Source organism: Pseudomonas sp. LJDD11, assembly GCF_024584215.1.
Lineage (GTDB): Bacteria > Pseudomonadota > Gammaproteobacteria > Pseudomonadales > Pseudomonadaceae > Aquipseudomonas.
Map to the genome: position 1 here is coordinate 143,939 of NZ_JANJFL010000008.1, position 21,912 is coordinate 165,850.

Below are 21,912 nucleotides of genomic sequence, written 5' to 3' on the forward strand. Positions count from 1 at the left end.
CCTTGGCCGCGAACCATCAGGTTCGCGGCCAAGGCCGACACGGGTTATTGCGCGTTGGCGGCCGGGGTGTGGGCCGGGGCTGGAGCCGGTGGTGGACGAATCCCCACTTCTGCGGTCAGGCGCAGTTCCTTGTTATTGCGCAGCACATTGATCGCGATCTTTTCCTTTGGTCGAGCGCGGGCCAGCTGATTCATGGCGCGACGTCCGTCGGTGGCCACTTCATCATTGATGCTCAGAATGATATCGCCCAGTTGCAGGCCGGCCTTTTGCGCCGGGCCGTCGCGAAATACCGCAGATACCACCACGCCCTGACGGTCTTTGAGGCCATAGGACTCGACCAGATCGGCGGTCAGGTTCTGTACTTCAATGCCCAGCCAGCCGCGGATCACCTGACCATGCTCGATGATCGACTTCATCACATCGATCGCCAGTTTGGTCGGGATCGAGAAACCGATGCCTTGCGAGCCGCGTGACTCGGTAAAAATCGCGGTGTTGATGCCGATCAGGTTGCCGTTGGCATCAACCAGTGCGCCACCGGAGTTGCCGGGGTTGATCGCCGCGTCGGTCTGAATGAAGTCTTCGTAGGTATTGAGGCCCAACTGGTTGCGCCCGGTGGCGCTGATGATGCCCATGGTGACGGTCTGGCCGACGCCGAACGGGTTGCCGATCGCCAGTGCAACGTCGCCGATGCGAATGTTGTCAGAACGGGCAATGGTGATGGCCTGCAGGTTTTTAAGATCGATCTTGACTACTGCCAGGTCGGTTTCCGGATCGTTGCCGATGACCCGCGCCACGGTCTCACGACCGTCCTTGAGTGCCACGATGATCTGATCGGCGCCACTGGTTACGTGGTTGTTGGTGAGGATGTAGCCTTCCGGGCTCATCAACACGCCAGACCCCAGGCTCGATTCCATGCGCTTCTGTTTGGGCTGGTTGTCGCCGAAAAAGCGCCTGAATTGCGGGTCTTCGAACAGCGGGTTGGCCGACTTGTTGATCAGCCGGGTGCTGTACAGGTTGACCACCGCCGGTGCGGCAGCGCTGACCGCGTCGGCATACGACGAAGGGCCCTGCACAATCTGGGTGGATTGCGGTGCCTGTTGCAAATTGACGTCCAGACTGGGCAAACCGACCCATTGAGGAAAACGCTGGATGACCAGCAGGGCGACCAATACGCCTGCGAGCAATGGCCAGCCAAAATAGCGCAGTGCCTTTAGCATTGAGAGAAGATCCTGGGAGTGACAGGCGCAGAATTTATTAGCCGGGCTGCGCCATAATGGCGGGCATTATACGAGCACCGCAGGCGCTGTCTCGTATTACTCACGCAATTTAAGGTATCTATGTTGTGCTGACCGCGATACCGAACCGTTCATCGAGGAATCTTTCATGGCCGTAGCCCTCACCACCCTGGTTGAAGAAGCCGATCGCTACCTCAACAGCGCCCGGATCCAGGACTATTGCCCCAACGGCCTGCAGGTCGAAGGGCGCCCACAGGTCATGCGTATTGTCAGTGGTGTGACCGCCAGCCAGGCGTTGCTCGATGCCGCTGTCGAGGCCCAGGCCGATCTGGTTCTGGTCCATCATGGTTACTTCTGGAAAGGCGAGAATCCCTGCGTGGTGGGGATGAAGCAACGTCGCCTGAAGACCCTGCTCAGGCATGACATGAGCCTGCTGGCTTATCATCTGCCATTGGACGTGCACCCGGAAGTGGGTAACAACGTGCAGTTGGCGCGGCAACTGGATATCACGGTCGAAGGGCCGTTGAATCCCGCTGACCCCAAGGTAGTGGGGCTGGTCGGCTCGCTGGCCGAGCCGGTCAGCGCCCGTGACTTTGCCCGGCGCGTCCAGGAGGTACTGGGCCGCGAGCCGTTGTTGATTGAGGGCGACCGGATGGTGCAGCGCGTCGGTTGGTGTTCTGGCGGTGGCCAGGGCTACATCGACCAGGCGGTGCTTGAGGGGGTTGATCTGTACTTCAGCGGCGAAGCCTCCGAGCAGACGTTTCATAGCGCTCAAGAGAACGGCATCAGTTTCATTGCCGCCGGCCATCATGCCACCGAGCGTTACGGCGTGCAGGCACTGGGTGATTATCTGGCGCGGCGCTTTGCGCTGGAGCACATTTTCATCGACTGTCCCAACCCGGTCTGAGCCGCGACCCAGAGCGTGATGGTCAGGCAACCGGCTCGCAGGTCCAAACCGGCGGCTATATGGTTAGATCGTTTCGATCTATTGTGCTCACTGAAGTGCGGTGGTCGTGCATGATAAAGTGCGCGGCTCGAATACGGCCCGCCGGCCGCCACTGGACCGGGTCTGCCATTAAACGCGCCTTGTCGCGCGTGGTTGGTGCAGGCCTGACCACAATACATGCAATCCGTGAGTAGCCATGGTTGACAAACTGACGCATCTGAAACAGCTGGAGGCGGAAAGCATCCACATCATCCGCGAGGTCGCCGCCGAGTTCGATAACCCGGTGATGCTGTACTCGATCGGCAAGGACTCGGCCGTGATGCTGCATCTGGCACGCAAGGCCTTTTTCCCTGGCAAGCTGCCGTTCCCGGTGATGCACGTCGATACCCAGTGGAAATTCCAGGAGATGTACAGCTTCCGCGACAAAATGGTCGAGGAAATGGGCCTGGAACTGATCACCCATGTCAACCCGGAAGGGGTTGCCCAGGGAATCAACCCGTTCACCCACGGCAGTGCCAAGCACACCGACATCATGAAGACCCAGGGCCTCAAGCAGGCGCTGGACAAGCACGGTTTCGATGCCGCCTTCGGTGGCGCGCGCCGCGACGAAGAAAAATCGCGGGCCAAAGAGCGCGTTTACTCGTTCCGCGACAGCAAGCATCGCTGGGACCCGAAGAACCAGCGCCCGGAGCTGTGGAACGTCTACAACGGCAAGGTCAACAAGGGCGAGTCGATCCGCGTTTTCCCGCTGTCGAACTGGACCGAGCTGGACATCTGGCAGTACATCTACCTCGAAGGCATCCCGATCGTGCCGCTGTACTTCGCCGCCGAGCGTGAAGTCATCGAGAAGAACGGCACCCTGATCATGATCGACGACGAGCGCATCCTCGAGCACCTGTCCGAGGAAGAAAAGGCCCGTATCGTCAAGAAGAAGGTGCGCTTCCGTACTCTGGGCTGCTACCCGTTGACGGGCGCCGTCGAGTCCGACGCCGAAAGCCTGACCGACATCATCCAGGAAATGCTCCTGACCCGGACGTCCGAGCGTCAGGGCCGTGTCATCGACCACGATGGCGCAGGCTCGATGGAAGACAAGAAACGTCAAGGGTATTTCTGAGTTTCAAGTTACAAGCGGCAAGCTGCAAGTGGAAGCAGACTGAGTAGCTTCTGGATTTTGTGGATTGCCGCTTGCATTGCGACGACGCCTGGAAAAGGCCGGCAGTGAACGACCAACAGAATTTTTGACTAGTTGTACGCCGACAAGCTTGCCGCTTGAAGCTTACAGCTTGGAGCTTGAATGCAATGAGCCACCAATCCGATTTGATCAGCGAAGACATCCTCGCTTATCTGGCGCAGCACGAGCGTAAAGAGCTGCTGCGTTTCCTTACCTGCGGTAACGTCGATGACGGCAAGAGCACCCTGATCGGGCGTCTGCTGCACGACTCCAAGATGATCTACGAAGACCATCTGGAAGCCATCACCCGCGATTCGAAGAAGGTCGGCACCACCGGCGAAGAAATCGATCTGGCGCTGCTGGTCGACGGTCTGCAGGCCGAGCGCGAGCAGGGCATTACCATCGATGTGGCCTACCGCTACTTCTCGACTGCCAAGCGCAAGTTCATCATTGCCGACACCCCGGGCCACGAGCAGTACACCCGCAACATGGCCACCGGTGCCTCGACCTGCGACCTGGCGATCATTCTGGTCGACGCCCGTTACGGCGTGCAGACCCAGACCCGCCGCCACAGCTACATTGCCTCGTTGCTGGGCATCAAGCACATCGTGGTCGCGATCAACAAGATGGACCTCAAGGGCTTCGACGAGCAGGTTTTCGAGTCGATCAAGGCCGACTACCTGAAGTTCGCCGAGGCGATCAACCTGACCCCGAGCAGCCTGCACTTCGTGCCGATGTCGGCGCTCAAGGGCGACAACGTGGTCAACCGCAGCGAGCGTTCGCCGTGGTACACCGGCCCCGCGCTGATGGAAATCCTCGAAACCGTCGAGGTGGCCGCCGACCGCAACTTCACCGACCTGCGTTTCCCGGTGCAGTACGTCAACCGTCCGAACCTGAATTTCCGTGGCTTTGCCGGCACCCTGGCCAGCGGCATCGTGCACAAGGGTGACGAAGTCGTGGTGCTGCCGTCGGGCAAGAGCAGCCGGGTCAAGTCCATCGTCACCTATGAAGGCGAGCTGGAGCAGGCCGGTCCCGGCCAGGCCGTGACCCTGACCATGGAAGACGAAATCGACATCTCGCGTGGCGACCTGCTGGTGCATGCCGACAACGTGCCGCCGGTCACCGACCAGTTCGACGCGATGCTGGTCTGGATGTCCGAAGAGCCGATGCTGCCGGGCAAGAAATATGACATCAAGCGCGCTACCAGCTACGTGCCGGGCTCGATTGCCAGCATCACCCACAAGGTCGATGTGAACACCCTTGAGCACGGCGCCGCCAGTGCGCTGCAGCTCAACGAGATCGGCCGGGTCAAGGTTGCCCTCGATGCCTCCATCGCCTTGGACGGTTACGAAAGCAACCGCACCACCGGTGCCTTCATCGTTATCGATCGCCTGACCAATGGCACTGTTGGTGCCGGCATGATCATCGCGCAACCGGTGTTGCCACACGGTGGTAATGGCCAGCACGGCAAGCAGGCTCACGTTTCTACTGAAGAGCGCGCCCTGCGTCTGGGCCAGCAGCCTGCCACTGTTTTGTTCAGCGGCCTTTCGGGCGCCGGCAAAAGCACTCTGGCCTATGCCGTGGAGCGCAAGCTGTTCGACATGGGCCGTTCGGTCTACGTGCTCGATGGTCAGAACCTGCGTCATGACTTGAACAAAGGACTGCCGCAGGACCGTGCCGGACGTACCGAGAACTGGCGTCGTGCCGCCCATGTGGCGCGCCAGTTCAACGAAGCCGGCCTGCTGACCCTGGCCGCGTTCGTTGCGCCGGATGCCGAAGGTCGCGAGCAGGCCAAGGCGTTGATCGGCAAAGAGCGTCTGGTGACGGTCTACGTGCAGGCTTCGCCAAGCGCCTGCCGTGAGCGTGACCCGCAGGGTTTGTATGCTGCCAATGGCGATAACATCCCGGGCGAGTCCTTCCCGTACGACGTGCCGCTGGACGCCGATCTGGTGATCGATACCCAGCGCGTGAGTGTGGAGGAGGGCGTCAAGCTGGTACTGGACGTGCTGCGTAGCCGCGGCGCGATCTGATGTCCTATTGAGGCCAGGTGAGAGGCTCTGCTGGCGAAGACTGTGGTACCTCCACCATGGATTCGCCAGCTGGCCACTCCCATCGTATCGCTGAAACGGCACCAAAGAAAAAGCCCCCGGCCTTGCGGCGCGGGGGCTTTTTCATAACGGCGTACAGGTTACTTTTTCAAACCGTAATGCTCATCCAGCATGCCAGGGGAGTTTGGCGATTTGGGTGCGTAGTCTTTGGGCGCTTCGGTATCGCGTGGCGGAGTCAGCCGATCGCGTGGTGCGTGATGCGCCTCTGGGTGCATGGCGGCCAGCAGGCGTTGCCGGGTCAGTTCGTCCAGCGCCAGGCGGTTGGCGCCTTCAGCGAGGTGCTCCTGGACTTCCTGATACTGCTGGGTCAGCTTCTGAACCAGATTAGCCGTGCTGTTGAAGTGAGTGACCACCTCGTTCTGATAGGTATCGAAACGCTCCTGAACCTCATCCAGCTGACGCTGGGTGCTGTTCGGAACGGTGTTGGGCAGCAGACGTGCGACCAGGAAACCAATGACGACACCGGCAACCAGGGCAAGAGTCGGCAACAACCAAACTAAGAGCGAGTGTTCCACGAGTCCTTCCTCTATAAACGGCTTTGCATTACGTTAACGGCTGGAACCTGCGCTGTATAGCCGCGACGCGTCGCCGATATGCCAGGCACAGACAATCAGCTAGACGAGTTGACCCATTTCGGGGTCACGGAGTTCTTCACCGCTATGCGCGAAACCCCTGTTTTCATTGACGGCCCGCAGGGCCAGCTCGAAGCACTTTATCAGGACCTGCCCGATGCGAAAGGTGTGGCGCTGATTTGCCATCCCAACCCGGTGCAGGGCGGCACCATGCTCAACAAGGTGGTTGCCACCTTGCAACGTGCTGCCCGCGATGCCGGCTTGAGCACCTTGCGCTTCAATTATCGTGGAGTGGGCGCCAGCGCCGGCACTTCAGTCGCTGGCACCGAGGAAGTCGACGATGCCCGCGCCGCCGCTCGCTGGCTGCGCACGCAGCAGCCTGAGCTGCCGCTCACCGTGTTTGGTTTCTCTTTTGGTGGGTATGTCGCCGGATCGCTGTGCGGCGAGCTGGAGGCCCGTGGCGAGGCTCTGGAACATGTGTTTCTGATCGCACCGGCGGTGTCGCGCTTCAAGGATCACGACGCCCTGCCGCAGCAGGCGCCGCTGACCGTTATCCAGCCTGACGCCGATGAAGTCATTGCGCCTGCGCTGGTGTATGACTGGTCGGCCGTGTTGCCGCGCCCCCATGAGCTGCTGAAAGTGGCAGAATGCGGACACTTCTTCCACGGCAAGCTGACGGATCTGAAGGATCTGGTCATGCCCCGGCTCTCGAATTGATGCACTTCACTGATTAAGCGACCTGCCATGACCACTCGTATCCTGACCGGTATCACCACCACCGGCACTCCTCATCTGGGCAACTATGCCGGCGCGATTCGTCCGGCGGTTGTCGCCAGCCGCCAGCCTGGCGCCGATTCGTTCTACTTCCTGGCCGACTATCATGCCCTGATCAAGTGCGACGACCCGCAGCGCATCCAGCGTTCGCGCCTGGAGATCGCCGCCACCTGGCTGGCAGCCGGTCTGGACCCTGAGCGGGTGACTTTCTATCGGCAGTCGGACATCCCGGAAATCCCCGAGCTGACCTGGCTGCTGACCTGTGTCGCGGGCAAGGGCCTGCTCAACCGTGCTCACGCCTACAAGGCGTCGGTCGACAAGAACGTCGAAAGCGGCGAAGACCCCGATGCCGGTGTGACCATGGGCCTGTTCAGCTATCCGGTGCTGATGGCGGCCGACATCCTGATGTTCAATGCGCACAAGATTCCGGTCGGTCGTGACCAGATCCAGCATGTGGAAATGGCCCGCGACATCGCCCAGCGTTTTAACCACCTGTTTGGCAACGGCAAGGATTTTTTCGCCTTGCCTGAGGCGCAGATCGAAGAAACGGTGGCCACCTTGCCAGGCCTGGACGGGCGCAAGATGTCCAAGAGCTACGACAACACCATCCCGCTGTTCAGCAGCGCCAAGGACCTCAAGGACGCCATCTCGCGCATCGTTACCGACTCGCGGGCGCCGGGCGAGGCCAAAGACCCTGACAACTCGCACCTGTTTACCCTGTATCAGGCGTTTTCCACGGCTGAGCAGAGCGCTGCGTTGCGCAGCGAGTTGCTCGATGGTCTGGGTTGGGGCGAGGCCAAGAGCCGGTTGTTCAACCTGCTTGACGAGCAGTTGAGCGCGCCACGGGAAATCTATCAGGGCCTGATCGCCCGGCCTGCCGACCTGGAAGACATTCTTCTGGCTGGCGCGCAGAAGGCTCGCCGCACGGCCACGCCATTTCTCGAAACCCTGCGTGAAGCGGTGGGCCTGCGCTCGTTCCGCTCGGTGATACAGAGCGCTGACAGCGGCAAGAAAAAGGCCGTCAAGGCGGCGCGGTTCGTGAGCTTCCGCGAGGACGACGGCAGTTTCCGTTTCCGCCTGCTGGCCGCTGACGGTGAGCAATTGCTGTTGTCTCGCGCTTTTGCCGACGGCAAGGCGGCCGGTGCGGTCAGCAAACAGCTGCAACAGGGCGACGCGCTGGATATCCGTGCCGAGGCCGACCGTTTCAGCCTGTGGCTGGACGATGCCTGTGTGGCTGACAGCCCGGTGTTCAAGGATACCGTGGCCCGCGATGCGGCCATCGAAACCCTCAAGTCGGCGTTGGCTCCTCAACAGGACTGATTGCCATTCCTCGGGGCCGTCGCTAAAGTGGCGGCCCGCTTTTATTGCCCTGCTGACCAATTATGACGCCCCTGGAACGATATCAAGCCGATCTGAAACGCCCGGACTTCTTTCATGATGCCGCTCAGGAAAACGCTGTGCGTCACCTGCAGCGCCTGTACGACGATTTGATTGCCGCCCAGAACAGCAAGCCCGGCCTGTTCGGCAAGCTGTTCGGCAAGAAAGAGCCGGAGATTGTCAAAGGCCTGTATTTCTGGGGCGGTGTAGGTCGGGGCAAGACCTATCTGGTTGACACCTTCTTCGACGCGCTGCCGTTCGAGCAGAAGATGCGCACGCACTTTCACCGCTTCATGAAGCGCGTGCATGACGAGATGAAGACCCTCAAGGGTGAGAAGAACCCGCTGACCGTGATCGCCAAGCGTTTCTCGGAAGAAGCGCGGATTATCTGCTTCGATGAATTCTTCGTGTCTGACATTACCGATGCCATGATTCTTGGCACGCTGATGGAAGAACTGTTCAAAAATGGCGTTTCGCTGGTGGCGACCTCCAACATCGTGCCAGACGGTCTGTACAAGGACGGTCTGCAACGGGCGCGTTTCCTGCCGGCCATCGCGCTGATCAAGCAGCATACCGAGGTGGTCAACGTTGATAGTGGCGTGGACTATCGTTTGCGTCATCTGGAGCAGGCTGAGCTGTTTCACTTCCCGCTCGACGAGGCCGCAGAGCAGAGCCTGCGCGCCAGCTTCAAGGCGTTGACGCCCGACTGTGCACAGACCGTCGAAAACGACGTGCTGATGATCGAAAACCGCGAAATCCGCGCCCTGCGTACCTGTGACGATGTCGCCTGGTTTAACTTCCGTGATCTGTGTGACGGCCCGCGCAGCCAGAACGACTACATCGAACTGGGCAAGATCTTCCACGCCGTGCTGCTCAGCGATGTGGAGCAGATGAGCGTGACCACCGACGACATCGCCCGGCGTTTCATCAACATGGTCGACGAATTCTACGATCGCAACGTCAAGCTGATCATCTCGGCCGAAGTCGAGCTCAAGGACCTGTACTCCGGTGGTCGCCTGAACTTCGAATTCCAGCGCACCCTCAGCCGCCTGCTGGAGATGCAGTCCCACGAATTCCTGGCGCGGGCGCACAAGCCCTGAAAGCAGCCGCAAGCTTCAAGCGGTAAGCTGCAAGAAGGAGCAAGAGCCGCACACGGTCTGCCTTGTTTCTTCTTGCAGCTTGAAGCTTACCGCTTGTAGCTGCTTCTACGCCGCCTGCTGGAATTGCTGGCGATACTGATTCGGTGAAAGCTCTGTGTGCTGGCGAAACAGGCGGGCGAAGAAACTGGCGTCGTCGTAGCCCACTTCGTAGCTGATGGTCTTGATGCTCTTGCGCGTGGCCGAGAGCAGTCCTTTGGCTGTTTCGATGCGTAGCCGTTGCAGGTAGTGCAGCGGTTTGTCGCCGGTGGCTCCCTGAAAGCGGCGCATGAAATTGCGAATGCTCATGCCGTGTTCGCGGGCCACGTCCTCGAAACGGAACTTGTCGGCGAAGTGTTCTTCGAGCCAGTGCTGGATTTGCAGGATGATCATGTCCTGGTGCAGCTTCTGGCCGCCAAAGCCGATCCGCCCTGGCGAATAATTGCGCCGTACCTCATACAGGATGTCGCGGGCCACGGCCTGGGCCACGTTGGCACCGCAAAACCGCTCGATCAGGTAGATGTACAGATCGCACGCCGAAGTGCTGCCGCCTGCGCAATACAGGTTGTCAGCATCAATGATGTGTTTGTCCTGATTGAGCAGCACTTTCGGAAACCGCTCGGTGAACTCATTGAAGAACCGCCAGTAAGTGGTCGCTTCCTTGCCGTCGAGCAGGCCGCTGGCCGCCAGCCAGAACACACCGCTGGCTTCGGCGCACAATACTGCGCCTCTGGCATGTTGTTCGCGCAGCCATGGCAGCACCTGCGGATAGCGCTGGCAAAGTGCATCGAAGTCATCCCAGAAGGCGGGCAGTACAATGATGTCGCTGGACTCCAGGCCGCCGTCGACCGGCAGCATGACATCGCTGAAGCTGTTGACGGGCTGGCCGTCGGGGCTGACCAGGCGGATTTCGAAGGCAGGCTTGATGCCGTGGCCCAATTGTTTGCTGTAGCGCAGGCTGGCCAGATGGAAGAAATCCTTGGCCTGCATCAGGGTTGAGGCGAACACCCGGTCAATCGCCAGGATGCTCACACGCCGCAATACGGCGCAGGGTTGTATCGGCATGATCTTTGTTCTTATAGGTAATAGTGGTCAAACAACGGCTGGATCGTCTTATGTTTTGCCGGTCCTGTCCAGCCTGAAGGATCCCCTGTAACAATAACCATCAAGGCTCTGGCCCGCCGCTCATGTCCGGTGGTGAGGACAGGACGAAATTCCGGTTGAGCTTCTTGTTGCAGCCTGTATAATTCGCCACCTCTTGGTTGCGGGAGTGATGCCCCGTCGCTAAAGAATCTGCCGTATGCGGACGCGCTGACCCGAGCCCCCGATAGCGTCTGTTTCCGGCTGACTCCGGCTGGCCTGTTTGGCTTGTCAGAGAATGCACTATTCAGTAAGCTCCGCCGTCTATTTTTTTTCAGGCGGCCCCTGAGGCTATAAAGAATGAAAACTTTTACTGCTAAACCGGAAACAGTTAAGCGCGACTGGTTCGTCGTCGACGCTGCTGGCCAGACCCTGGGTCGTCTGGCCACCGAAATCGCGAGCCGTCTGCGTGGCAAGCACAAACCGGAATACACTCCGCACGTTGACACTGGCGACTACATCGTCGTGATCAATGCCGAGCAGATCCGTGTTACTGGTGCCAAGTCTTCCGACAAGATCTACTACTCTCACTCCGGTTTCCCGGGCGGGATCAAATCGATCAACTTCGAAAAGCTGATCGACAAGGCTCCTGAGCGCGTGATCGAGACCGCGGTTAAGGGCATGCTGCCTAAGAACCCGCTGGGTCGCGACATGTACCGTAAGCTGAAAGTCTATGCGGGCGCTGTTCACCCTCATACTGCTCAGCAGCCCCAAGAACTGAAGTTTTAACGGAATAGTTGATTATGTCGGCGACTCAAAATTACGGCACTGGCCGTCGCAAGACCGCAACCGCTCGCGTTTTCCTGCGTCCGGGCACTGGTAACATCTCGATCAACAACCGTTCGCTGGACGTGTTCTTTGGCCGTGAAACTGCCCGCATGGTAGTTCGCCAGCCACTGGAACTGACCGAGACCACCGAGAAATTCGACATCTACGTCACCGTTATCGGTGGCGGCGTAAGTGGCCAGGCTGGCGCAATCCGCCACGGTATCACTCGCGCCCTGATGCAATACGACGAGTCGCTGCGCAGCTCCCTGCGTAAAGCCGGCTTCGTTACTCGCGACGCCCGTGAAGTTGAGCGTAAGAAAGTCGGTCTGCGTAAAGCGCGTAAGCGTCCGCAGTACTCGAAGCGTTAATTCGCTTTTACGCCTCAAAAAGAACGCCCGCTTCTTCGGAAGCCGGGCGTTTTTTTATGCCCCTCATTTATCTGTGTGGCAAATCGCCTCATTGTTGTAAGTCAATGTTTACAGCTATTCCTACCTTTTGAGGGGTCTTAAGACCTTGTTGACAGAAGGGGCTTTATTTACCATCCCGGCCACTTGGCAATGACTAGATTTTATCGTGCAGGTCTCTGATCAATCAGAGGCTGCAGTGGACGGGAGAGGGCGGAATGAGCAATGACGGCGTCAATCCAGGCCGGCGTCGCTTCCTGGTTGCAGCGACTTCGGTAGTCGGGGCAGCAGGGGCGGTAGGGGCTGCGGTCCCGTTCGTGGGGTCGTGGTTTCCCAGTGCCAAGGCCAAGGCCGCAGGTGCACCGGTGAAGGTCAATATCGGCAAGATCGAGCCGGGGCAGCAGATGGTCGCCGAATGGCGCGGTCAGCCGGTGTTCATTCTGCGCCGAACGCCGCAGATCCTCGCTGAGTTGAGCAAGCGTACTGCGCAGCTGTCGGACCCTGAGTCCAGGGCTTCGGTGCAGCCCGGATATGTCGACCAGGCGTTGCGCTCGATCAAACCGGAAATACTCCTGCTGGTCGGTCTGTGTACCCATCTGGGGTGCTCGCCGACCTTTCGTCCCGAAGTGGCGCCAGCCGACCTGGGTGCTGACTGGGTGGGCGGTTACTTCTGCCCCTGCCACGGGTCGCGCTACGACCTGGCTGGGCGGGTCTACAAGGCGCAGCCTGCACCATTGAATCTGCCGGTGCCGCCGCACAGCTACGAGTCCGAGACGGTCATTGTCATCGGCGTCGATCAGGAGAAAGCGTGATGAGCAAATTCATGGCATGGATCGATGCGCGGTTCCCGGCAACCCGGATGTGGGAAGAGCATCTAAGCAAGTATTACGCACCCAAGAATTTCAACTTTTTCTATTTCTTCGGCTCGCTGGCGTTGCTGGTGCTGGTCAACCAACTGGCCACCGGTGTCTGGTTGACCATGAACTACACGCCGACCGCCGAAGATGCCTTCGCGTCTGTCGAGTACATCATGCGTGATGTGGAGTACGGCGCCATCCTGCGTCTGCTGCACTCCACCGGGGCTTCGGCATTCTTTATCGTGGTCTACCTGCACATGTTTCGCGGCCTGCTGTACGGCTCTTACCAGAAGCCTCGTGAGCTGGTGTGGATCTTCGGTATGTTCATCTACCTGGCGCTGATGGCAGAGGCGTTCATGGGCTATCTGTTGCCCTGGGGGCAGATGTCCTACTGGGGGGCGCAGGTGATCATCTCGCTATTCGGTGCCATTCCTTTTATCGGCGACGCGCTGACCGAGTGGATTCGTGGCGATTATCTGATCTCCGGCATCACCCTCAACCGCTTCTTCGCCTTGCACGTGGTGGCCCTGCCGATCGTGATTCTCGGCCTGGTGGTTCTGCATATCCTGGCGCTGCATGAAGTCGGTTCGAACAATCCTGACGGCATCGATATCAAGAAGCTCAAGGACGAGAACGGCGTTCCGCTGGACGGTATCCCGTTCCATCCGTATTACACGGTCAAGGATATCGTTGGCGTTGCGGTGTTTCTCTTTGTGTTCTGCACCATTGTGTTCTTCTTTCCGGAAATGGGCGGTTACTTCCTGGAAAAGCCCAATTTCGAAGCGGCCAATCCGTTCAAGACTCCGGAGCATATTGCGCCGGTCTGGTACTTCACGCCGTTCTACGCAATCTTGCGCGCGATCCCGGACAAGCTCATGGGCGTTATGGCAATGGGCGCTGCGATTGCTGTGCTGTTTGTCCTGCCGTGGCTGGACCGCAGCCCGGTGCGTTCGATGCGTTACAAGGGCTGGCTGAGCCGGGTTTGGCTGGCGGTGTTCTGCGTGGCGTTTGTGACGCTGGGGGTGCTGGGGGTGTTGTCGCCTACCCCGGGGCGCACATTGCTGTCGCAGATCTGCACCTTCCTGTACTTCGCGTATTTCATTCTGATGCCGTTCTATACCCGGCTCGAAAAAACCAAACCGGTTCCAGAGAGGGTGACAGGCTGATGAAAAAGCTATTCGCTGTATTGATGCTGGCTTGCCTGCCCATGCTGGCTCTGGCGGCCGGAGCGGGTCTGAAGCTGGAGCCGGTCGACATCGACGTCTCCGACAAGGCTGCGCTGCAGGACGGTGCGCGCACGTTCGTCAACTACTGCATGGGCTGTCATGGGGCCAAGTATCAGCGCTATGAGCGTGTGGCGGACGATCTGGGTATCGCGCACGAAACCATGTTGCAGATGCTGGTGTTTACCGGTGCCAAGATCGGTGACCATATGAAAAGCAGCATGCGCGCCGAAGACGCCAAGGCCTGGTTCGGCGCCGAGCCGCCCGACCTGACCCTGGTGGCGCGGGTGCGCGGTACCGATTGGCTATATAACTACTTGCGCTCGTTCCATGAAGACCCGTCGCGACCTATGGGGGTCAACAATCGGGTATTCCCTAATGTCGGTATGCCCAATGTGCTGGCCGGTCTGCAAGGGCGTCAAGTTATCGGTTGCAAGCAGGTGGCGCTGGAAGTGGACGGCAAGAAGCAATATGACCCGTTGAGTGGTTCACCGCTGACCCATGAGGCATGTGATCAACTGACCGTGATTGCGGGCACGGGCAGTCTCAATCCGGAGCAGTTCGATGAGAAAGTCCGCAATCTGGTGACGTTCCTGGCCTACTCGGCCAACCCTGTGAAGCTTGAGCATCAGCGGATCGGCACCTGGGTGTTGCTGTATCTGGCGTTCTTCTTCGTGTTTGCCTGGCTGCTCAAGCGCGAATACTGGAAAGACGTTCACTAGGAGCTGTTGCCGTTTCATCACAACCGCGCCGAGGTCTGTTTTGTCGGCCTGCATAGGCTTCACCTGTTGGAGTAAGTGCGACAAAACAGCCACGGCCCTGCGCGTTGCGCCCCAAATCGCGCCATGCTGCGTTGAAGGATTTGAAAAGGGAGTGACCATTTCCTGTCTCCTTCGCCTCGCCTGACACGATTTGGGGCTGCAACGCGGCCTGCGCTGAAACAGCAACAGCCCCTGGCCGGCCGTTTTTGCACCAACGCACGCGCCTTTGCTTGTCTGTGTTAAGAGAATCGCCGCAGTGCGGGTATAGTAGCGGGCCAGGATTGCAGATTTACCATCGGTAAATAAGCTATCTTGTGGCCCGCAACTGTTGCCTGCCGCTGACGATCAGCAACTCAGGCATTGCGGGGCGCGTTTGCATTTGTATTACATAAATTTCTACAAGCGAGGAGGATCACCATGGGCGTGACCAATCGGTTGGCCTGTTATTCCGACCCCGCCGACCACTATTCCCATCGCGTACGTATCGTGCTCGCCGAGAAGGGCGTTGCTGCCGAGATCATCGATGTGGTGGCTGACCGGCTGCCTGCGCAATTGATCGAGGTGAATCCTTACGGCAGCCTGCCGACTCTGGTCGATCGGGACCTGGCGTTGTACGAGCCGACGGTGGTGATGGAGTATCTGGAAGAGCGTTATCCGCATCCGCCCTTGATGCCGGTCTATCCGGTGGCCAGAGCCAATACCCGGTTGCTGGCCCACCGGATCCAGCGTGACTGGTGTGCGCTGGTGGATCTGATCCTGAATCCGCGTAGCAAGGAAGGCGAGCGGGTACAGGCGCGCAAGGAACTGCGCGAGAGTCTGACAGGTGTCTCTGTGTTGTTTGCCGAGAAACCTTTTTTTCTCAGTGACGAGCAAAGTCTCGTCGATTGCTGTCTACTGCCCATACTCTGGCGTTTGCCGATATTGGGTATTGAATTGCCGCGGCACGCCAAGCCGTTGCTCGATTACATGGAGCGCCAGTTCGCGCGCGAAGCATTTCAGGCAAGCCTGTCTGCTGCTGAACGTGAAATGCGCTAAGGCTTAAGGAGCCGTTGATGAACTCCAGTCGCCCTTATCTGATTCGTGCTCTTTACGAGTGGATTGTAGATAACGATTGCACCCCGCATATCCTGGTCAATGCCGAGTATCCGTCGGTGCAGGTCCCCCAGGGCTTTGCCAATGATGGCCAAATCGTCCTGAATGTCTCCCCCAGCGCCGTGCGGCAGATGCACATGGACAACGACGCAGTCAGCTTTGAAGGCCGCTTTGGTGGTGTTCCACATACCCTGTATGTGCCTGTCGGCGCGATTCTGGGTATCTATGCCCGGGAGAATGGCCAGGGTATGGTCTTTGACATGGAGCCGGCTCTGGAAGAGCGTGATGTCGAAGAGATCGAAATGGATGAAGAGACTTCCCCCCCTGACAGCGAGCCGCCACGCCCCAGCGGCAGGCCAAGCCTGAAAGTGGTGAAATAAAAAAAAGGCGATCCGGTGGATCGCCTTTTTTATCTCTGTGCGCAGCCAGGGTCTGTTGCCGTTTCAGCGGTTGTGATGAAACGGCAACAGACCCCAATATCAGTCGATGTATTCGAAGAGTTTGACGATCTTTTGCACGCCCGCCACACCTTGAACCAGATTGGTGGCACGGTTGGCTTCCTGTTGGGTGACAAGGCCCAGCAAGTAGACGATGCCGTTCTCGGTCACGACCTTGATGCGTGAGCCGGGAATCGAGTTGTCGGTGAGCATCTGGCTCTTGATCTTGGTGGTCAGCCAGGTGTCGTTCTGGCGCGCCAGAAACGATGACGGTGCAATCACCTGCAGCTCGTTATTGACCTTCTTGACCCGTTGCACCGAAGCGGCGGCCTGTTCGGCGATGGTCTTGAGTTCGGCACGTGGCGTCTGGCCAGCCAGCAGCACGATGCCGTTATAGCTGGTGACGACAATGTGCGAGCCTTCGGCCAGGTCCGGGTGGGCCTTGGAAATGTTGACGGCTGCTTTGGTCTCGATCAGCGAGTCATCAATCTTGCTGCCAAGGGTGCGCGTGCCCCGATCATCGTTGATCGGCTCGTCGCGGGTGGCGGTCAGCACCGAGCTGCAGCCGCCAAGGCCCAGGCACAGGGCCAGAAATACCAGGCTGAGACGATTAGGGGTCATTCTTCACTCCCGAACAATTGGCTGTCGATCAGATCGCAGAGGCAGTGGATCGCCAGCAGGTGGACTTCTTGAATTCGTGCGGTGACTTTCGCCGGTACGCGGATTTCCACGTCCTCGGGCAGCAGCAGCGAAGCAACATCGCCGCCGTCGTGTCCAGTCAATGCTACGACAATCATTTCGCGATCATGTGCGGCCTGGATAGCCTGAATAATGTTCGCCGAGTTGCCACTGGTGGAAATGGCCAGCAATACATCGCCAGGCTGACCCAGGGCGCGGATCTGTTTGGAAAACACCTCGTTGAAGCTGTAATCGTTGGCAATCGAGGTAATGGTCGAGGCGTCAGTGGTCAGGGCGATGGCGGGAAGGCTCGGACGCTCCCGTTCGAAGCGGTTAAGCAACTCCGAAGAAAAGTGCTGGGCATCGCCCGCCGAGCCGCCGTTGCCGCACGCCAGCATCTTGCCCTCGTTGAGCAGGGCATTGACCATGACCTGGCTGGCCAGCTCGATGTGCGGGGCAAGCACTTCCATCGCCTGCTGCTTGGTGTCGATGCTGGCCTGGAAGAGCCGGCGAATACGGGATTGCATGTCCATCAGGAGTGACCTTGGTTAGAGCATAAGCGGTTGTTCGGCGCTTTGCGGAGGGTTCCGCCGGCTGCCGGCACAACGAGTGTGCAGCCCGCATAACAAGAGCAAAAAACGGTGTCGGGTGGTACTGGCATTCGAAAGCAACAGCAGGCATGCGCTTCAGCTGTCGAATGCGCTTTTGAGCCAGTTCAGTGGAGTGGCACTTTCGGGCTCTCCATCAACGGCCACTACATCAAAGCGGCAAGGATGGTCGGCCCAGTGTGGTTCTTGCTGCAGGAACAACTGCGCGGTTGCGACGAGTTTTTTCTGCTTGCGCGCGTCGACACTCTCCAGCGCGCTACCCCAGCCACGTTGGCGGCGATAGCGTACTTCGACGAATACTACTGTAGAGCCGTCAAGCATGACCAGATCAAGCTCGCCGCGTCGGCAGGACCAGTTGCGTGTAATCAATTGCAGGCCCTGCTGCTGCAGGTGCTGCAGGGCGAAGGTTTCGGCCTCGTGCCCTGCAGTGCTACTGCCTGATTTCAAGGCGCGGTGTCCGGCAGGCGCTGGACTTCGCCGTTGACGAACTCTGCCCACGGCAGTTGACGTTCGATGCGGCGGTTGGCATTCAGGCTCAGGCTGCCGGACAAGCCGTCCAGGCGGCTGTCGGGCAGCGCCTTGAGCTGGGTCAGGCGTGGTGCCAGGCGATAGGCATCGACGCCCATCGCATACAGGCGGCCCAGGCTGCTGGCGGCTTGCGGCCACTGAGTGACGACCTGCTGACGCAGCGGGTCATTGGCATTGAGCATCCATGGGGTGTCACAGAAGCGTACCCCGTTGAGGTCGTTGTACTGGGCGCGATCATTGCTGTTGGTGAACAGTTGCGAAGTCGCATAGACCGGTACGTCGCCTGCGTACTGGAAAACCATGGTCGGTTTGATCTGCTGGGCTTGTTGCGGGGTGGCGACCAGGAACATGAAGTCGATGTCCTGGCGACGCGACGGTTGTGCAGCCACCTGGGCGCCGGTCGCAGCCTGCAGGCGCTGGGCGCGGCCTTCGCTGGAGCGCAGCTGGAACATGTCGGCGATCTGGCGGGCCAGATCCACCGGCTGGTCGATGCGTTCCACTGCCAGCAGGGTGCCGCCCTTGGCGCGCCAACTGTTGTTGAATGCCGCCAGGACGCGATCGCCCCATTCACCTTTCGGAACCATGGCCACGGCGGTGCGCTTGCCTTCTGACCAGGCGCGGCGTGCCACTTCACGAGCTTCGTCTTCTGCGGCCAGGCCGAACTGGAACAGTTCTTGAGGACCGGCGGTGGCGCTGTCGCTGTAGTTCAGGGCCAGCGTGGAAATCGGCAATTGCGGGCGGGCACTGAGTTGCTTGACCAGTTCTTTTTCAAGGGGGCCGACCACCAGTTGCACGCCGGCGGCCTGGGCCTGACGGTAGAACTCATCCATCGAGGTGACGCGCGAGCTGTCGAACACCTGGATCGCTGGCGGGTTCTGACCGGCTTGCTGAGCCTGGTAATGCGCCGCCAGGAAACCTTCGCGCAGCGCTTTGGCCACATTGGCCAGCGGACCTTCCTGCGGCAGCAGCAGGGCGATGCGGGTCAGGGGTACGCTGGTCAGCGAACGCAGTTGTGCCAGTGCAGCTGGCAGTTGCTGTGCAGCAGGGTGCTGAGGGTTCTGGGCTTTCCAGCTATCGATCGCCGCCTGTTGCTGTTCCAGAGTGCCGGCGCTTTTGATCGCCCGGGCCAGGTTCAGCCAGCCGCTCAGGTCATCATTGCCGGTGCCTTGCAACTGCTCGGCGGGCAGGGCTGAAACCAGTTTCCAGATAGCATCGTTGTTGGCGCTCGCCTCATTGCCTTGCAGCAAGGGGCCTGCAAAGACCCGCTCACGGGCTGCTGGCAGGATCTGGCCATCGAGTTCCAGTGCGCGGGCATGGACCTGGTGGGTGCGGATCTGCTGTTCTACCGAGAGTTCTGCCAGGCGCTGCAGGCTAGGGTGCGACAGGGCTTCAAGGGCTGCCTTTGGCTGGTTGCGCCCCAGCGCCAGTTCTGCCGACAGGGTGCTGGCCAGAACCTGCAGCCCCGGCGGCAACTGGTCGATCTGGACCTGGGCCAGCAACTGTGCGGCACGGCCCGGGTTGCCCTGACGATTGGCAAGCTCTGCGGCGCTCAAGCGCAGCGTGGCCGCTTTGTCCGGTGTCTTGGCATTGGCCGCCTGTTCCAGCAACTGCTCAATGCTGGCGTCGGGGGTGCGAGGGAGTTCACCAAGGTTTGATGATGGTGAACCGGCGCAAGCTGCCAGCAGGGCGGCAAGGCAGAGGGCAGAGAACAGCCGCAGACTAGCGATCATGTATATGTTCCTGGTACTCAAGCAAATTAGCGGGGAATTGTACCCAACCACTGGCCGGGGTGCGACTTTAGGGTGCCTCTAAAAACTACCTGCGTTGCCATCACTGCGTTGAGAACAGGCTCGCAATGCTCATTGAGCGTTGTAAAGTCGTACGCGACTCCGACCATTGCGAGCCTGTTTTGCCTTGCGCTGGCTGCCTCGCCTACGGTTCAGGAGGCGCTCTGTAGTCTGTACAATGCCTTCTTTTTATAAATGTCTGGAGTCATGAGTATGAGGTTCGCGTTTTGACTGTCGCGCCCGCTTCGAATTCCGCCACCGGTTCGCTTTATGTCGTGGCTACCCCTATCGGCAATCTGGACGACATGAGCGTGCGGGCACTGAAGGTCCTGCGCGACGTCGCACTTATCGCTGCCGAGGATACCCGGCATTCATTGCGCTTGATGCAACACTTTGGCATAGCGACACCACTGGCGGCCTGTCATGAGCATAACGAGCGTAATGAAGGTAGTCGCTTTATCGAGCGCTTACTGGCGGGCGACGATGTTGCGCTGATTTCCGATGCGGGCACGCCGTTGATTTCCGATCCGGGCTACCACTTGGTCCGGCAGGCGCGTGCGGCAGGAATCAAGGTGGTCCCGGTACCAGGCGCTTGCGCGTTGATTGCGGCGCTATCGGCGGCCGGCTTGCCCTCGGACCGGTTCATCTTCGAAGGCTTTCTGCCAGCGAAGGCGGTGGGGCGCAAATCCAGGCTTGAGCAATTGCGTGAAGAGCCGCGGACCTTGATCTTTTATGAGGCGCCGCACCGGATCCTGGAGTGTCTGCAGGACATGGAAGCAGTGTTTGGCGAAGAGCGGCCAGCCGTGCTGGCTCGTGAGTTGACCAAGACCTTCGAGACCCTCAAGGGTCTGCCGCTGGCGCAGTTGCGATCGTTTGTCGAGGCTGACAGCAACCAGCAGCGCGGTGAGTGCGTTGTTTTGGTCGCCGGCTGGAGCGTAGCGCAGGAAGATGATGCGATCAGCGCCGAGGCGCGTCGGGTTCTTGATTTGCTCTTGCAGGATTTACCGGTCAAACGCGCTGCAGCGGTGGCAGCGGAAATTACCGGTGTGCGTAAGAATCTGCTCTATCAACTGGCGCTGGATAAACAGAAACAATAAGGCGTTTTTATTACAGGCACGTTCAACTACAAGCTTTTAAGGCTTGTTCTTGAACGCTTGTGCCGTTAACCTTGGCGCCGGAGAGTCGATTGGACAGTCGCTGCCTCTTGTTGTTCCGCAACAAGGGGGGGAGGAAAGTCCGGGCTCCATAGGGCGGAGTGCCAGGTAACGCCTGGGAGGCGCGAGCCTACGGAAAGTGCCACAGAAAATAACCGCCTAAGCACTTCGGTGCCGGTAAGGGTGAAAAGGTGCGGTAAGAGCGCACCGCACGTCTGGCAACAGTACGTGGCTAGGTAAACCCCACTCGGAGCAAGACCAAATAGGGTTCCAAGGCGTGGCCCGCGCTGGAACCGGGTAGGTTGCTAAAGACGTCCAGTGATGGCCGTCGTAGAGGAATGACTGTCCTCGACAGAACCCGGCTTACAGATCGACTCTCCACCTCCCACCTCCTTTTTTTTTCAGCTGCTTTGGGCAGTAGTGAACCCGTTCGAAATTTCAAAAAAATCTTAAACTTCATAAATCACTTTAAGTTTGATTCCTATCTCCATGACAGGCATCGCCTTGTTCATGTCCGGCTGCTCTGAAATTATCTGTTTCCCTCCTGTATCACTCCTAAATTGCCGTTATGTAAGGGTTTTCCTTCAGGTCGTGCCTTGACGGTGTGGTGGGCGCGTTCCTATAGTGTGCGCAAGTGGCAGAAAGTGGCACGAAGTGGGTTTTTCCAGCGCAAGAATATAGAATTCGGAGACTGCGCCTGTGTTCCGTGGTGCCAACGCGATCAATCTCGACGCCAAAGGTCGTCTCGCTATGCCGAGCCGGTATCGCGACGAGTTGGATTCGCGCAGTGGTGGCCAGTTGATAGTAACCATTGATGCCATAGATCCCTGCTTGTGCATTTATCCGCTGTCCGAGTGGGAACTGATTGAGGCGAAGCTGCGAGAGCTCGCCACCTTTCGTGAAGAAAACCGCCGTTTGCAGCGGCTATTGATTGGTAATGCGGTCGATCTTGAACTCGACGGCAGTGGACGTTTTCTGGTGCCGCCACGACTGCGCGACTACGCCAAGTTGGATAAGCGCGTGATGTTAGTTGGCCAGCTAAACAAGTTTCAATTGTGGGACGAGGACGCCTGGAACGCTCTTGCTGATGCGGACCTGGCGGCTATTCAACAACCCGGCGCGATGCCCGACGATTTACGTGACCTGATCCTGTGAC

Annotated in this window: 22 protein-coding genes and 1 other RNA gene; 16 read left to right on the forward strand and 7 right to left on the reverse strand. The window is 59.1% G+C overall.

The window, feature by feature from the left end; translation table 11 throughout:
• Positions 1-44 precede the first annotated feature (44 nt).
• The gene (gene algW / locus NRB16_RS12220; RefSeq protein WP_257106229.1) at positions 45-1,217 is read right to left on the reverse strand and encodes a Do family serine endopeptidase AlgW; all 1,173 of its coding nucleotides are present in this window, start codon (positions 1,215-1,217) and stop codon (positions 45-47) included.
• A gap of 166 nt (positions 1,218-1,383) precedes the next feature.
• Between algW and NRB16_RS12225 the strand changes: the two genes are divergently transcribed.
• The 3 genes from NRB16_RS12225 (at position 1,384) to cysN (ending at position 5,382) form a co-directional block, all read left to right on the forward strand.
• Positions 1,384-2,142, forward strand: coding sequence for a Nif3-like dinuclear metal center hexameric protein (locus NRB16_RS12225; protein ID WP_253116305.1), 759 nt, complete (start codon positions 1,384-1,386; stop codon positions 2,140-2,142).
• A 235-nt stretch (positions 2,143-2,377) separates the two neighbouring features.
• Positions 2,378-3,295 (forward strand): sulfate adenylyltransferase subunit CysD, encoded by a 918-nt coding sequence (cysD, locus tag NRB16_RS12230; RefSeq protein WP_045487930.1) that lies wholly within the window; start codon positions 2,378-2,380, stop codon positions 3,293-3,295.
• A gap of 185 nt (positions 3,296-3,480) precedes the next feature.
• On the forward strand, positions 3,481-5,382 hold the full coding sequence (gene cysN, locus NRB16_RS12235) for a sulfate adenylyltransferase subunit CysN (protein ID WP_045487932.1): 1,902 nt from the start codon (positions 3,481-3,483) through the stop codon (positions 5,380-5,382).
• A 158-nt stretch (positions 5,383-5,540) separates the two neighbouring features.
• Here the strand turns inward: cysN and NRB16_RS12240 are convergent, their stop codons facing one another.
• Entirely contained in the window at positions 5,541-5,975 is a 435-nt protein-coding gene (locus NRB16_RS12240; RefSeq protein WP_045487934.1) for a YhcB family protein, read from the reverse strand.
• Positions 5,976-6,119: 144 nt separating this feature from the next.
• On the opposite strand from NRB16_RS12240, the gene NRB16_RS12245 reads away from it, so the two are divergent.
• The 3 genes from NRB16_RS12245 (at position 6,120) to zapE (ending at position 9,283) form a co-directional block, all read left to right on the forward strand.
• A complete protein-coding gene (locus NRB16_RS12245; protein ID WP_253139316.1) occupies positions 6,120-6,749 on the forward strand; it encodes an alpha/beta hydrolase in 630 nt (209 codons plus the stop codon).
• A 27-nt stretch (positions 6,750-6,776) separates the two neighbouring features.
• Positions 6,777-8,126, forward strand: coding sequence for a tryptophan--tRNA ligase (locus tag NRB16_RS12250; protein WP_257106230.1), 1,350 nt, complete (start codon positions 6,777-6,779; stop codon positions 8,124-8,126).
• A 62-nt stretch (positions 8,127-8,188) separates the two neighbouring features.
• Positions 8,189-9,283: a cell division protein ZapE gene (zapE, locus tag NRB16_RS12255; RefSeq protein ID WP_045487938.1), complete on the forward strand. Its 1,095-nt coding sequence runs from the start codon at positions 8,189-8,191 to the stop codon at positions 9,281-9,283.
• 105 nt (positions 9,284-9,388) lie between these two features.
• On the opposite strand, the gene NRB16_RS12260 is transcribed toward zapE, so the two are convergent.
• A complete protein-coding gene (locus NRB16_RS12260) occupies positions 9,389-10,285 on the reverse strand; it encodes a GlxA family transcriptional regulator (RefSeq protein WP_162484354.1) in 897 nt (298 codons plus the stop codon).
• 474 nt (positions 10,286-10,759) lie between these two features.
• Here NRB16_RS12260 and rplM point away from each other — a divergent pair, with 474 nt between their 5' ends.
• The 7 genes from rplM (at position 10,760) to NRB16_RS12295 (ending at position 15,944) form a co-directional block, all read left to right on the forward strand.
• Complete coding sequence (rplM, locus tag NRB16_RS12265; protein ID WP_045487943.1) at positions 10,760-11,188, forward strand: 50S ribosomal protein L13; 429 nt, start codon at positions 10,760-10,762, stop codon at positions 11,186-11,188.
• Positions 11,189-11,202: 14 nt separating this feature from the next.
• Complete coding sequence (gene rpsI, locus NRB16_RS12270) at positions 11,203-11,595, forward strand: 30S ribosomal protein S9 (RefSeq protein WP_045487946.1); 393 nt, start codon at positions 11,203-11,205, stop codon at positions 11,593-11,595.
• A 254-nt stretch (positions 11,596-11,849) separates the two neighbouring features.
• On the forward strand, positions 11,850-12,443 hold the full coding sequence (petA, locus tag NRB16_RS12275; protein ID WP_045487949.1) for a ubiquinol-cytochrome c reductase iron-sulfur subunit: 594 nt from the start codon (positions 11,850-11,852) through the stop codon (positions 12,441-12,443).
• Entirely contained in the window at positions 12,443-13,654 is a 1,212-nt protein-coding gene (locus NRB16_RS12280; protein WP_045487951.1) for a cytochrome bc complex cytochrome b subunit, read from the forward strand. Before petA ends, NRB16_RS12280 begins: the two co-directional genes overlap by 1 nt.
• Positions 13,654-14,433: a cytochrome c1 gene (locus tag NRB16_RS12285; RefSeq protein WP_253139310.1), complete on the forward strand. Its 780-nt coding sequence runs from the start codon at positions 13,654-13,656 to the stop codon at positions 14,431-14,433. Before NRB16_RS12280 ends, NRB16_RS12285 begins: the two co-directional genes overlap by 1 nt.
• 456 nt (positions 14,434-14,889) lie before the next feature.
• Entirely contained in the window at positions 14,890-15,507 is a 618-nt protein-coding gene (locus NRB16_RS12290) for a glutathione S-transferase N-terminal domain-containing protein (protein WP_045487957.1), read from the forward strand.
• Positions 15,508-15,524: 17 nt separating this feature from the next.
• Positions 15,525-15,944 (forward strand): ClpXP protease specificity-enhancing factor, encoded by a 420-nt coding sequence (locus NRB16_RS12295; protein ID WP_045487960.1) that lies wholly within the window; start codon positions 15,525-15,527, stop codon positions 15,942-15,944.
• Between the two features lie 99 nt (positions 15,945-16,043).
• Here NRB16_RS12295 and NRB16_RS12300 read toward each other — a convergent pair whose 3' ends face one another.
• The 4 genes from NRB16_RS12300 to NRB16_RS12315 form a co-directional block, all read right to left on the reverse strand.
• On the reverse strand, positions 16,044-16,622 hold the full coding sequence (locus NRB16_RS12300) for a BON domain-containing protein (RefSeq protein WP_045487963.1): 579 nt from the start codon (positions 16,620-16,622) through the stop codon (positions 16,044-16,046).
• Positions 16,619-17,212 (reverse strand): phosphoheptose isomerase, encoded by a 594-nt coding sequence (locus tag NRB16_RS12305; protein ID WP_253139307.1) that lies wholly within the window; start codon positions 17,210-17,212, stop codon positions 16,619-16,621. Before NRB16_RS12305 ends, NRB16_RS12300 begins: the two co-directional genes overlap by 4 nt.
• 153 nt (positions 17,213-17,365) lie before the next feature.
• Positions 17,366-17,734, reverse strand: coding sequence for a YraN family protein (locus NRB16_RS12310; protein ID WP_253139304.1), 369 nt, complete (start codon positions 17,732-17,734; stop codon positions 17,366-17,368).
• Positions 17,731-19,545 carry a penicillin-binding protein activator gene (locus NRB16_RS12315; protein ID WP_045487971.1) on the reverse strand — a complete coding sequence of 605 codons (1,815 nt, stop codon included), beginning with the start codon at positions 19,543-19,545 and terminating at the stop codon, positions 17,731-17,733. Before NRB16_RS12315 ends, NRB16_RS12310 begins: the two co-directional genes overlap by 4 nt.
• 284 nt (positions 19,546-19,829) lie before the next feature.
• Between NRB16_RS12315 and rsmI the strand changes: the two genes are divergently transcribed.
• The 3 genes from rsmI to mraZ all read left to right on the forward strand — a co-directional run bounded on the left by rsmI (position 19,830) and on the right by mraZ (position 21,911).
• Positions 19,830-20,699, forward strand: a complete 870-nt coding sequence (rsmI, locus tag NRB16_RS12320; protein ID WP_257106231.1) for a 16S rRNA (cytidine(1402)-2'-O)-methyltransferase — start codon at positions 19,830-19,832, stop codon at positions 20,697-20,699.
• Between the two features lie 81 nt (positions 20,700-20,780).
• Positions 20,781-21,138, forward strand: an RNA gene (rnpB, locus tag NRB16_RS12325) — RNase P RNA component class A.
• A 317-nt stretch (positions 21,139-21,455) separates the two neighbouring features.
• Entirely contained in the window at positions 21,456-21,911 is a 456-nt protein-coding gene (gene mraZ, locus NRB16_RS12330) for a division/cell wall cluster transcriptional repressor MraZ (protein WP_045487977.1), read from the forward strand.
• Position 21,912 lies beyond the last annotated feature (1 nt).